Here is an 11,412-nt window from a genome sequence, read left to right on the forward strand (position 1 = left end):
CGGGGGCGCATAGCTCAGTTGGTAGAGCAGCTGACTCTTAATCAGCGGGTCCTAGGTTCGAGCCCTAGTGCGCCCACCAAATCCCGGTTCGCCGGCGACTGGTGGAAACCACGGCGAAGTCTCTTCGCCACCCCCTCTTCTTAATCTTGTTCGTCATGCTTATTTGACGGCATCGCGCGGCGATGCCCGTCGCGGGAATTCTCTCTTCCCTATGACCATCTGAAAGCACCGGGCGGGCGATCCATCGGCGGCGGCGCCGTGTGATCCAGGCCGTTTCGCTCGGGAGGGCGACATGATTGACCAGTCTTCCATGCTGTGTGCCCATTGCCAGCGCTGCGGGCGGCGCTCGGTACTCGGGCGTGTCGATGCGGCCACTCTCGCGCCGCCGGCGGAGGGCGGCAGCGCACCGCGCCTCCGCTGCGACATGTGCGGCGGCCGGCAGGTGAAGCTTTTCAACGCTCAGGGCCCGGTGGAAATGCTGGCCTTTCTCAACGGACGCCTGTGAGGGGAGCCGTCATCGGCGCGCCGTGAAAGCGGCGGCGAACGAATTACGGCCTCGCGCGTTAGGCCTCGCAACAGCACAAGCAGGCGAGGCAAGTCATGGAACATCCGAACAACGGTTATGGCGTATCGGGCGGAGCCGGCGCCGCGAACACCGAGCGTAAGGCAGAGGGGGCGCCAACTCAGCCCCGCGTGGCGGGCACGAGCACCTCGAGCGGCCTGGGCGATACCGGCAGTCGCTCCACCTCATCCGCCGCATCGCTGTTTCCTCCGCGCCTTTATTCGTTCCGCGCGCTGGTAGCGATGGGGGTGTTGGGCTTCGTGGTGGGCCGCATCTGCCGCTGAGGTCTCACCCTTGGGCGGGGCGGCGTGGGCGCCGCTCCCTGGAAATCGATCATGCAGACTTTAACTGTCCGACACGTCACCCATTACCGCTATGCCAACCCGGTCGTATTCCACACGCATCGGCTGATGCTGCGCCCGCGCGACAGCCATGATCTGCGGTTGGTCGAGGCGGAACTGGTGCTCTCGCCACATGGCACGGTGCGTTGGATCCACGACGTGTTCGGCAATTCTGTCGCCATCGTCGATTTCGCCGAGCCGGCAAACGAATTGCGGATCGAAAGCGTGCTCACGCTTGAGCGCTACGGTCTGGGCGGCCTGATCTTCGAACTTGCCGAAGACGCGCAGTCGTACCCCTTCGTTTATTCGCCCGATGACCGAATTGATCTCGGTCGGATGCTCGAGCCGCATTATCCCGATCCGAACGGCGAGCTCGAGGCCTGGGCAAAGGGGTTCGTCGCCACCCGCCCCACGGACACGATGGCGCTGCTGACGGACATCAACAACAGCATCCATGCGAACTTCGCCTATAATCTGCGGATCGAGGAAGGCACCCAGCCGCCGCTGGAGACGCTCCGCCTCGGCACCGGGTCGTGTCGCGATTTCGCGCTGCTGCTGATCGAGACGGCGCGCGCGCTCGGCATCGCGGCGCGTTTCGTCACCGGTTATCTCTATGATCCCGCGCTCGATGGGAGCGAGATGGGCGTTGTCGGGGCGGGAGCCACCCATGCGTGGGCGGATATCTATCTGCCGGGTGCCGGGTGGGTCGAGTTCGATCCCACCAATGGAACCATCGCCGCTGACAATCTCATCCGCGTGGCGGTCACGCGTGATGCCAGCCAGGCGGTGCCGGTGGGGGGGGGCTTCACCGGTCTCACGGGCGACTATCTCGGCATGAATGTCGATGTGGCGGTGCGCACGGTCCAACCGCAAGCGCCGCTCGCCGCCTGATCCCGCGCGTCCGGGAAAAGAAAAGGCCCGGCAGTGCCGGGCCTTTCGTGCGTCAGGCGCTCGCGCCTTCCAGCGTGGGATAGTCGGTATAACCCTTGGCGCCGCCGCCATAGAGATGGTCGCGGTCGAGTTCGTTGAAGTCGACGCCCCGGCGCAGGCGCTCAACCGCGTCGGGCGAGGAGATGAACGCCTTGCCGAAGGCGACAAGGTCAGCCTTGCCGTCCGCGATCACCTGCTCAGCCATCGCCTTGTCGTAGCCGTTATTGACCATCCAGGCGCCGCTGTAGCGGGCGCGCAGCGCCTCGAAATCGAAGTCCGGCGCGATGTCACGCGGTCCCCCGGTGGCGCCCTCGATCATATGAACATAGACGGGGTGCAGGCTCTCCACCACATCCATCACATGGTTGAACAGCGCCTGCGGGTTACTGTCCGCGAGGTCGTTGGCGGGCGTGACCGGGGAGAGGCGCAGCCCGGTGCGCGCGGCGCCGATCTCGCCGATCACCGCCTCAAGAACTTCCTTGAGGAACCGGGTGCGGTTCTCGATCGACCCGCCATAGGCATCGTCGCGCTTGTTGGCGCCGTCGCGCAGGAACTGGTCGACGAGATAGCCATTGGCACCGTGAATCTCCACGCCGTCGAAGCCCGCGCGGATGGCATTGGCCGCCGCCTTGCGGAAATCGTCGACGATGCCTGGGATTTCCTCGAGCGCCAGCGCGCGCGGCTCGTCCACCTCAACGAAGCCGTTGTTCACATAGGTCTTGGTGTTGGCGCGGATGGCGGACGGGGCGAGGGGCGCGGCGCCGCCTGGCTGCAGCGAGCGGTGCGAGACGCGCCCGACATGCCAGAGCTGCACGAAGATGTGGCCGCCTGCGGCGTGGACGGCATCGGTGATCTTCTTCCAGCCCTCGATCTGCGCCTGGGTGAACACACCGGGCGTGTCCTGATAGCCCTGCGCGGTGTCGGAGATCTGCGTCGCCTCGGTGATGATGAGACCGGCGGTGGCGCGCTGGCGATAATAGTCCACTGCGAGCGGCGAGGGGACGAGTCCCACCCCGGCGCGGTTGCGCGTCAGCGGCGCCATGACGATGCGGTTGGCAAGAATGATGTCGCCGAGGCGATAGGTATCGAAGAGGGATTTCGTGGCAGCCACGATGTGCTCCTGTCGAGAAGGGGCCCTGTCGTTCGGCAGGGCGTTGGAGCGCAGTTAATCATTGGATCGGCGGTTCCAAGGGCTGAATCGCACGACCTTCGTCGCAGGCTCGATCCTGCCCGCGCGTCGCGCGGCGGCGTGGCCTGCAATTTCGTGCGGCATGCTCTAGAAGGGGAGGCCGGGCAAACGGGGCCTACCGCATGATCGACATCGCCACTCGCGTCTATAACCACACGTGGAAGATCGACCCGATCGTCCGCTCCGTGCTCGATACGGACTTCTACAAGCTGTTGATGGCGCAGACGATTTACCGCCGTCGCTTCCACACACGCGTCACCTTCGGCATCATCAACCGCACCCATTCCGTGCGCATCGCCGATTTCGTCGATGAGGGCGAACTGCGCGAGCAACTCGACCATGTGCGTACCCTGTCGCTGACACGCGGGGAGTCCACCTGGCTGCGTGGCAACATGTTCTACGGCAAGCGCCAGATGTTCTCGCCGGACTTCGTCGCCTGGTTCGAGGGGTTCCGCTTCCCTGCCTACCATCTCGAAAAGCGCGATGGGCAATATGAGCTGACCTTCGAGGGGCCGTGGATCGAGACCACGATGTGGGAAATCCCGGCGCTCGCCATCATCAACGAGCTGCGCTCGCGCGCCGTGCTGCGCAGCATGGGGCGCTTCGAGCTGCAGGTGCTCTATGCCCGTGCCATGACCCGTGTGTGGGAGAAGGTGGAGCGGCTGAAGGCGCTGAGCGGGGTCGGCGTCGCCGATTTTGGCACGCGCCGCCGGCACGGCTTCCTGTGGCAGGACTGGTGCGTGCAGGCGATGATGGAGGGGCTGGGGGAGCGCTTCCTCGGCACGTCCAACTGCCTTATCGCCCTGCGCCGCGAGGTCGAGGCCACCGGCACCAACGCCCATGAGCTGCCCATGGTCTATGCCGCGCTCGCCGATAGCGACGCCGCACTCGCCCGCGCGCCCTATGACGTGTTGGCCGACTGGCAACAGGATTACGAGGGCAACCTCCTTGTGATCCTGCCCGACACGTTCGGCACCACGCATTTCCTGGAGAAGGCGCCGGACTGGGTCGCGCGATGGACCGGGATCCGAATCGACAGCAAGGATCCGATCGAAGGCGGCGAGGAGGCGCTGCGCTGGTGGAAGGCGCGCGGGCAGGACCCGACGCAGAAACTCGCCATCTTCTCGGACGGGCTCGATATCGGCGACATCGAGCGCATCTACCGCCATTTCCACGGCCGCATGCGCATGGGCTTCGGCTGGGGCACGCTTTTGACCAATGATTTCCGTGGCTTCGCACCTGAGGGGCGACTGGACCCGATCTCCATCGTCTGCAAGGTCATCTCGGCCGACGGGCGCCCGACGGTGAAACTCTCGGACAATCCGACCAAAGCCATGGGATCGCCGGCGGAACTGGAGCGCTATCACCGCATTTTCGGCGCCACCGCCGCGCCGGCACGGGCGGTGCTGGTGTAAGGGCGGGCACGTTTCCCACAAGGCATTGCAGCTGTTGAGGTAATTTGACGCGAGGGGAGTGAGTGCGGCCAAGAGTTGCCGCAATCTTTGTTCATAAGGAAATTTCCGGCATGTGACATTCTTGCATCAAGAGGCCATTTGCCGGTAAGTTGTGACCCGTCGCATACGAAGGCGGTTTACGGAACTCGGTCGCGGGCCCTTGGGCGCCGGCCCGAATGGACTGGAAGAACGCATGCGAAGTGGTCAGCGCCGCGCCCTTGAGCTGGCCGTCAGTGCTTCTCGGCACTGCCGGCATCCGCACCGTGCAGACGCTTTTGCCGTTTCGTCTTTCTTGTTCGCCCGCCCTTTCCTCGTAGCGTAGAGTTCCGCGTCATGGCCACGGCATCGCAACAGTCGCGCGGAAACGGGCTCTCCTCCTCGTTGATTTCCGATTTCCGTTCCATCGTCAGCACGCTTGAGCAGGAAAAGGCTGGTCGCGACGGGAACCCACCCGACGGCGAGGCGTCTGCGGCAGCGCGCCCCACGCCTGGTGAGGAGCGCTCGCTCGGCGATGTGCGCAGCCGTATCGCGGCGCTCGGCGATATGGGCGATGTGTTTGCCGCCAGGCCGGCATCGGCACGGGTCGAACCGGTCGCGGCGCCCGCCGCGGAGACGGCGCAGGCCGCCCGCCGGCGCAGCTTCGGCAGCACGGCGCGCCAGCCCGGAGAATCGGAGGCGCGGCGCAAACGCAACGCGTCCAAGGATGTCATCACCTGGCAGCGTCTCGGCGTGCTGGCGGTGTTCATGGCGGTGGTCGGTGGTGGCGCCATCCTGCTGCAGTCGCTCGCCGCCCGTGAGGAGGCGAAGGTCGCCCCTGAAGTGATCGGCAACGCCGCCGTGGCGAGCGTCGCTCCCTCCGCCCAGACCGAGGCGCAAGCGGCCGTCGCGCTCAAGCCGGTGGAACTGTCGGGCGCGGCGATCGAAGCCTCGGTGCCGTCGTCCGCCCCGCCGGCCGTGCTCGCCCATGGCTCGGCCTCGGACAATCTACCCCCCATCGTGCTGAACGCGCGGGGACGCGCGAGCGCCGCTCCCGATGTCCCGCCGCTGGCCTCCGGCGTCACCGCCTTCGCCGCTCCCGATCCCGTGGCGGCCGCCGCTGGGGCCATCCCCGATGCGGCCGAAGGAGCGCCTGAGGCGGCCGAGGCAGTCGCCGCTGATGCGGGCGCCGACGCGCCAGCATCGACGCGCGTGGCGGCCCTGCCGAAGCAGGCACCGCTGCCGCCGGCCCGGGCACCCCAGCGCGAGGTCGCGGCGGCCACTCCTGCGGCTTCGAACGCCGAGGCCGCGTCTTCGGCTCCCGCCGCTCCTGCGGCGCCTGCCGTGGCCGAGCCTCTGCCCGCGGGCTTCGGCGGCGACCCTGTCGGTACGGCGGTCATGCGCAGCCCGGTGACCATGCGGGCGGCGCCGAAGAAGGGAGCCGTCGCCATCGGCAACCTGCCGCGCGGCAAGCAGGTGCAGCTGGTGACGTGCCAGCAATGGTGCGAGATCATCGTCGATGGCAAGCGGGCCTTCGTCTACAAAAGCTTCGTAGATACTGGCGCCGTTGCGGCGGGCGCGGGCGCTGCGGCGGAAGAGGCCGGCGACGCGGCGGAGGCCGAGGCCGCCGCTCCCGAGTGAGGCCGTCGGTAACAGGTTGAAGCAAATAGTGAAGCCTTTGTTGCGGCTTTACGATTCGGCCTCTCTCGCCACGCTTCGGGGCGCGTGTTAGACCCCGGCAACCTATTCAGACGGAAGGATGTTCCCGAATGGTGAAGGACCCGAGCGGGGCTTCTAAGCCCGTTCGCGTCGGCGTCGTCGGCGTCGGCATCATGGGTTACAACCATGCCCGCGTGCTGATCGACCTGCCTGGCGCCGAGATGGTCGGCGTCGCCGATCCCGACCAGGGCCAGCGCGAGAAGGTGGCGGCGCTGCTGGGCTGCCGCGCCTTTGCCAGCATCGATGAACTCGTGGCGAACGGGGCCGAGGCGCTGGTCATCGCCGCCCCCACCCATCTGCACCACGAAGTCTCGCTGCGCGCGATCGAGGCCGGCATGCATGTGCTGGTGGAAAAGCCGATCGCGCCCACCGTTGCCGAAGCGGAGGCGATCGTCGCCGCGGCCAAGGCGAAGGACGTGGCGCTGGTGGTCGGCCATGTCGAACGCTTCAATCCGGCGGTCGAGGCGGTGAAGAACGCGATCCGCGACGAGGAGATTCTCTCCATCGGCATTACCCGCGTCGGCCCGTTCCCGCCGCGCATGTCGAATGTCGGCGTGGTGATCGATCTTGCCGTGCATGACATCGACCTGATCTGCCATTTCACCGGCTCGCACATCACCGAGGTGCAGCCGCAGGTGAAGGCGGCGGTGGCCGAGCGCGAGGATATCGCGCTGCTGCAGTTCCGCACCGCAAATGGCGTGCTGGCGCACATCAACACCAACTGGCTGACACCCTTCAAGGCGCGCACCGTGCATGTCGCCACCCGCAAGAAATATGTCATTGGCGATCTGCTCACCCGCCAGGTGACCGAGTACTTCGACTACAAGCCGGATGGCAGCTACTCCATGCGCCATCTTCCCGTCGCCTATGCCGAACCGCTGCGGCTTGAACTGCTGCGGTTCCTCGAGGCGGTACGCGGCGGTTCGGCCCCGGCGGTGACGGGCGAGGATGGCGTGGCGGCGATTGCCGTCGCCATGCGCTGCCTTGAGGCGCTGGAACCCGCGCCGACATCCGCCGTGCCGTCGCCCCTGCGCGCCAGCGTGGCCTGAGAGGAACACCGATGAATTCGCATGTGAAAACCGAGTTGGCGCCCATTCCTTTCATCGACATTGCCGCCCAGCGGACGCGGCTCGGCGCGCGCATCGACGAGGCGGTGGCGCGGGTTCTGACGCATTGCCGGTTCATCAACGGGCCCGAGGTGACGGAATTCGAGCATCAACTCGCCGCCTTCGCCGGCGCCAAACATGCGGTCGCCTGTTCCAGCGGCACCGACGCGCTGGCCATGATCCTCATGGCCTGGGGCATCACGGCCGGTGACGCGGTGTTCTGCCCGGCCTTCACCTTCTGCGCCACAGCCGAGGTGGTGCCGTGGGTCGGGGCAACCCCGGTCTTCGTCGATATCCTCGAAGACACTTTCAACATGGACCCGGCCAGCCTGGAGGCTGCCATTGCGGTGGCGAAACAGAAGGGGCTGACGCCGAAGGTGGTGGTGCCGGTCGATCTGTTCGGCCAGCCTGCCGACATGGACGCCATCGAAGCCATCGCCAAGGCGCATGGTCTCAAGGTGCTGTGCGACACGGCGCAGGGCTTCGGCGCCACCTGGAACGGCCGGCGCACCGGCTCCTTCGGCGACGCCACCGCCACCAGCTTCTTCCCCGCCAAGCCGCTCGGCTGCTATGGCGACGGCGGTGCGGTGCTGACCGATGACGACGATCTTCTGCCGATCCTGAAGAGCGTGCGCGAGCATGGCCAAGGCGTCGACAAATACGAGAATGTCCGCCTCGGCATGACCGGCCGGCTCGACACGATCCAGGCGGCGGTGCTGCTGGAAAAGCTCGCCATTTTCGAGGACGAGATCGCCGCCCGCCAGCGAATCGCCGACCGCTACAATGCGGCGCTGGCCGATGTATGCACCGTGCCGGCGGTGGACCCGCGCGCCAGTTCGGTCTGGGCGCAGTACACGATCCGCTTGCCCCACGGCGTGCGCGATGATCTGGCGGCCGCGCTGCAGAAGGAAGGCGTGCCGACCGCCGTCTATTACCGCATTCCGATGCATCGCCAGCCGGCCTATGCGCAGTATCCCGCCGCCGGCAACGGCCTGCCGGTGTGCGAGAAGCTGGCCGGCGAGGTGATCAGCCTGCCCATGCATCCCTATCTCGATGAGGCGGCGCAGGAGCGCGTCATCGCGGCGGTCCGCCGCGCGCTTGGCGCCTGAGGCACAGCAGGGCTGGCCGGGCGGGGGCGGGGAGGCTAGCTTTCCGCCCGCCGTCCGATTCCGGCAGCCTCAAACGCGTCGGCTCCCATGATACGCAGCATCTTCACGGTCGGCGGCTGGACGCTTCTCTCGCGGCTGACCGGCTTCGTGCGCGACATCGTCATGGCGGCGGTGCTCGGCGCCGGGCCGATGGCGGATGCCTTCTACATCGCCTTTCGCCTGCCCAATCATTTCCGTTCCATCTTCGCCGAGGGCGCGTTCAATACCGCCTTCATCCCGGCTTATGCGCGGGTGAAGACCGTGGAGGGCGAGGTAAAGGCGCGCCGCTTCGCCGACGGCATCCTCACCGGCGTGGTGCTGGTGCAACTCGCCATTCTCGCCATCGCCCTGATGGCCACGAATTGGGTCGTCGCCACGCTGGCGCCGGGGCTGTCGGACGATCCCGGGCGCTTCGCCCTCACCGTGGATTTCACCCGCATCACCTTCCCCTATCTCGGCCTCATCGCCGTGGTGACGTTGGTCGGCGGGGTGCTGAACGCCAATGACCGCTTCTGGGCGGCGGCGGCGGCGTCGATCCTGCTTAACGTCGCCATGGTCGGCACGCTCAGCGTCGCCGGGCTGTTTCCCACCGCCGGCCATGCGGCGGCGTGGGGCGTGCTGATCTCAGGCTTCCTGCAACTCGGCCTGCTGGTGTTCGATGCCGAGCGCCACGGCCTCGGCCTGCGCTTCGGCCGGCCGCGGCTCGATCCGGAGACGCGCGCCTTCCTCATCGCGCTGGGGCCGGCGATCATTGGCTCTGCCGGGGTCCAACTGGCGATCTTCGCTGACACCATCATCGCCTCCTTCCTGCCGCAAGGCGCGGTGGCGGCCCTGTTCTATGCCGATCGCATCAACCAGCTGCCTATCGGCGTCGTCGGCATCGCGGCCGGCATCGTGCTGCTGCCGGAAATGTCGCGCCGCATCGCAGCGGAGGATTTCGACGGCGCGCGCTTTGCCCAATCGCGGGCGATCGAGCTCACGCTGCTCTTGGTGCTCCCCTTTCTTGCAGCGGCGCTGGTCATTCCCGAGATCATCATGCGCGGCCTGTTCATGCGCGGCGCCTTCACGCCGGAGGCGGCGGCCGAAGCTGGCGCGACCCTCGCCGCCTATGCCATCGGGCTCGCGCCCTTCGTCGTGGTGCGGGCCTTCATGTCGCCCTTCTATGCCCGTGGCGACACGCGCACCCCCGTGCTGGCGACGCTGGGGGCAGCGGTGGTGAATATCGGGCTCAAAGTGCTGCTGATGGGCACGTTCGCGCAGGTGGGGCTGGCCTTCGCCACTTCCGTCGGCGGCTGGATCACCGTCCTGGTCCTCGCCTTGCTGGCGCGCTGGCGCGGCTATGAGTGCGGCGATGCGCAATTGCTGCGGGCTCTTCCGCGCCTAGGGCTGATCCTCGCCGCGCTGGCGGCGACTCTGTTCGCGACCGCCACCGTCGTGCCGCCTTGGCTGAACGTGCTGGCGCATGGCCGCGACGAGATGCTTCTGGCCTTGTGCGTCGCAGCGGGCGGAGCGGTCTATGCGGTTCTGGCGCTGGCGCTTTTCGGTCGCCGTTATCTCATGGGCCTGCTGCGCGGGCGGCGCTGACGGGCGTGTCCGTTTACGTTTTATTGCTTACGCGGTGCAGCAAAACTGTGGTACGTCGCACCGGCGTCATGGGTTCCGGGCGGGGTGTCCCATGGCTTGCGACCCCAAGGGGACAGTGTCCCGACATGCCCGATGAGCCTTCCCGGAGATGTCCATGATCACCGCGCTGCCGCGTCTTTCCCTCGCTGCACTCTCGCTCGCCGCCCTCGCGCTGGTGGGCTGCTCCGAGCAGAATCAGGGCCAGCCCGCGGCCGCTCCGCCGCCGCCATCCGTGACAGTCGCTCATCCGACGACGCGCACGATTACAGATTACGACGAATATGTCGGCCGCTTCGCTGCGGTCGATCTCGTCAATGTCTATGCGCGGGTTTCGGGCTATCTGGAAAAGGTGGCCTTCACCGACGGTCAGCTGGTGAAGCAGGGCGACCTTCTATTCACCATCGACAAGCGGCCCTTCCAGGTGGCGCATGATCAGGCGCAGGCCAATCTTCAGCGCGCCCAGGCCGAGCTCGACTTCGCCACCTCCGACCTTCAGCGCGCCCAGACGCTGATCGACGACAAGACCTCCAACGCCATTTCCAAGCAGGCCTATGATCAGCGCCTGCAGAGCGAGCGAACGGCGCGGGCGAGCGTGGCGGCGGCGCAGGCGGCGCTGCAGGCCTCGCAGCTCGACCTCGATTTCACCGATCTGAAGGCGCCCGTGAGCGGCCGCATCGGCGACCGCAAGGTGTCGGTCGGCAACCTCGTCACCGGCGGCTCGGGCGGCACCAACACCAATACGCTGCTTGCCACCATCGTCTCGCTGAACCCGATCTATTTCGAGTTCACCTATGACGAGGCCTCCTATCTGCGCTACCAGCGTATGGCGAAGGAGCTGGGCGCTAAGGCGGATTCGATCCCGGTGAAGCTGGGGCTGATCGATGAGAAGGGCTTCCCACATGAGGGTACGCTCGACTTCGTCGACAACCGCATTAGCGAGGACACGGGCACGATCCGCGGCCGCGCCACCTTCGCCAACCCGGATGGCACCTTCACCCCGGGCATGTTCGGCCGCATCCAGATTCCCTCCGCCGCCCCGCACGAGGCGGTGCTGGTGCCCGATGTGGCGATCGGTACCGAGCAGACCCGCAAATTCGTCTATGTGATGCAGCCGGGCGACCAGCCGCAGGCGCCGCAGATGAAGTATGTCACCCTGGGCCGCGCATATGACGGCCAGCGTGTCGTCACCAGCGGCATCGGCAAGGACGACCTCGTCGTCGTCAACGGCCTGATGCGCATACGTCCCGGCGCGAAGGTGGTGGGGAAGATGGAGGCTCCGGCGGCTCCTCCCGCCGCCGGTGCGGCGGGCGATGCCAAGGCGGCCGACGGCAAGGCATCCACCACGACCACCGCCAACTGAGCGC

General features: G+C 66.8%; 10 protein-coding genes and 1 tRNA gene. 10 read left to right on the forward strand and 1 reads right to left on the reverse strand.

Annotation, left to right across the window (positions count from 1 at the left end):
* Positions 1-3: 3 nt before the first annotated feature.
* The 4 genes from ACP2AH_RS18500 (at position 4) to ACP2AH_RS18515 (ending at position 1,794) form a co-directional block, all read left to right on the forward strand.
* Positions 4-79 (forward strand) — tRNA-Lys (locus tag ACP2AH_RS18500).
* A 213-nt stretch (positions 80-292) separates the two neighbouring features.
* Positions 293-505: a hypothetical protein gene (locus ACP2AH_RS18505; protein ID WP_425107153.1), complete on the forward strand. Its 213-nt coding sequence runs from the start codon at positions 293-295 to the stop codon at positions 503-505.
* 95 nt (positions 506-600) lie between these two features.
* Positions 601-846, forward strand: coding sequence for a hypothetical protein (locus ACP2AH_RS18510; protein WP_425107154.1), 246 nt, complete (start codon positions 601-603; stop codon positions 844-846).
* Between the two features lie 51 nt (positions 847-897).
* Positions 898-1,794, forward strand: coding sequence for a transglutaminase family protein (locus ACP2AH_RS18515; protein WP_425107155.1), 897 nt, complete (start codon positions 898-900; stop codon positions 1,792-1,794).
* A 52-nt stretch (positions 1,795-1,846) separates the two neighbouring features.
* Here ACP2AH_RS18515 and ACP2AH_RS18520 read toward each other — a convergent pair whose 3' ends face one another.
* On the reverse strand, positions 1,847-2,944 hold the full coding sequence (locus tag ACP2AH_RS18520) for an alkene reductase (protein ID WP_425107156.1): 1,098 nt from the start codon (positions 2,942-2,944) through the stop codon (positions 1,847-1,849).
* A 200-nt stretch (positions 2,945-3,144) separates the two neighbouring features.
* Here ACP2AH_RS18520 and pncB point away from each other — a divergent pair, with 200 nt between their 5' ends.
* From pncB to ACP2AH_RS18550, 6 genes are all read left to right on the forward strand, one after another.
* On the forward strand, positions 3,145-4,437 hold the full coding sequence (pncB, locus tag ACP2AH_RS18525) for a nicotinate phosphoribosyltransferase (protein ID WP_425107157.1): 1,293 nt from the start codon (positions 3,145-3,147) through the stop codon (positions 4,435-4,437).
* Between the two features lie 372 nt (positions 4,438-4,809).
* Complete coding sequence (locus ACP2AH_RS18530) at positions 4,810-6,093, forward strand: SH3 domain-containing protein (RefSeq protein ID WP_425107158.1); 1,284 nt, start codon at positions 4,810-4,812, stop codon at positions 6,091-6,093.
* Between the two features lie 128 nt (positions 6,094-6,221).
* The gene (locus ACP2AH_RS18535; RefSeq protein ID WP_425107159.1) at positions 6,222-7,220 is read left to right on the forward strand and encodes a Gfo/Idh/MocA family oxidoreductase; all 999 of its coding nucleotides are present in this window, start codon (positions 6,222-6,224) and stop codon (positions 7,218-7,220) included.
* A gap of 11 nt (positions 7,221-7,231) precedes the next feature.
* Entirely contained in the window at positions 7,232-8,386 is a 1,155-nt protein-coding gene (locus ACP2AH_RS18540; RefSeq protein ID WP_425107160.1) for a DegT/DnrJ/EryC1/StrS family aminotransferase, read from the forward strand.
* An 87-nt stretch (positions 8,387-8,473) separates the two neighbouring features.
* Positions 8,474-10,009: a murein biosynthesis integral membrane protein MurJ gene (murJ, locus tag ACP2AH_RS18545; RefSeq protein ID WP_425107161.1), complete on the forward strand. Its 1,536-nt coding sequence runs from the start codon at positions 8,474-8,476 to the stop codon at positions 10,007-10,009.
* 154 nt (positions 10,010-10,163) lie between these two features.
* Positions 10,164-11,408, forward strand: a complete 1,245-nt coding sequence (locus ACP2AH_RS18550) for an efflux RND transporter periplasmic adaptor subunit (RefSeq protein ID WP_425107163.1) — start codon at positions 10,164-10,166, stop codon at positions 11,406-11,408.
* Positions 11,409-11,412 lie beyond the last annotated feature (4 nt).

Origin of the sequence: Ancylobacter sp. (genome assembly GCF_965249975.1) — a bacterium.
Lineage (GTDB): Bacteria > Pseudomonadota > Alphaproteobacteria > Rhizobiales > Xanthobacteraceae > Ancylobacter.

Excerpts from the sequence above, each read along its gene's own strand:
- ACP2AH_RS18505 (WP_425107153.1), top strand. The coding sequence starts at position 293 with ATGATTGACCAGTCTTCCATGCTGTGTGCCCATTGCCAGCGCTGCGGG.
- ACP2AH_RS18510 (WP_425107154.1), top strand. The coding sequence starts at position 601 with ATGGAACATCCGAACAACGGTTATGGCGTATCGGGCGGAGCCGGCGCC.
- ACP2AH_RS18515 (WP_425107155.1), top strand. The coding sequence starts at position 898 with ATGCAGACTTTAACTGTCCGACACGTCACCCATTACCGCTATGCCAAC.
- pncB (WP_425107157.1), top strand. The coding sequence starts at position 3,145 with ATGATCGACATCGCCACTCGCGTCTATAACCACACGTGGAAGATCGAC.
- ACP2AH_RS18530 (WP_425107158.1), top strand. The coding sequence starts at position 4,810 with ATGGCCACGGCATCGCAACAGTCGCGCGGAAACGGGCTCTCCTCCTCG.
- ACP2AH_RS18535 (WP_425107159.1), top strand. The coding sequence starts at position 6,222 with ATGGTGAAGGACCCGAGCGGGGCTTCTAAGCCCGTTCGCGTCGGCGTC.
- ACP2AH_RS18540 (WP_425107160.1), top strand. The coding sequence starts at position 7,232 with ATGAATTCGCATGTGAAAACCGAGTTGGCGCCCATTCCTTTCATCGAC.
- murJ (WP_425107161.1), top strand. The coding sequence starts at position 8,474 with ATGATACGCAGCATCTTCACGGTCGGCGGCTGGACGCTTCTCTCGCGG.
- ACP2AH_RS18550 (WP_425107163.1), top strand. The coding sequence starts at position 10,164 with ATGATCACCGCGCTGCCGCGTCTTTCCCTCGCTGCACTCTCGCTCGCC.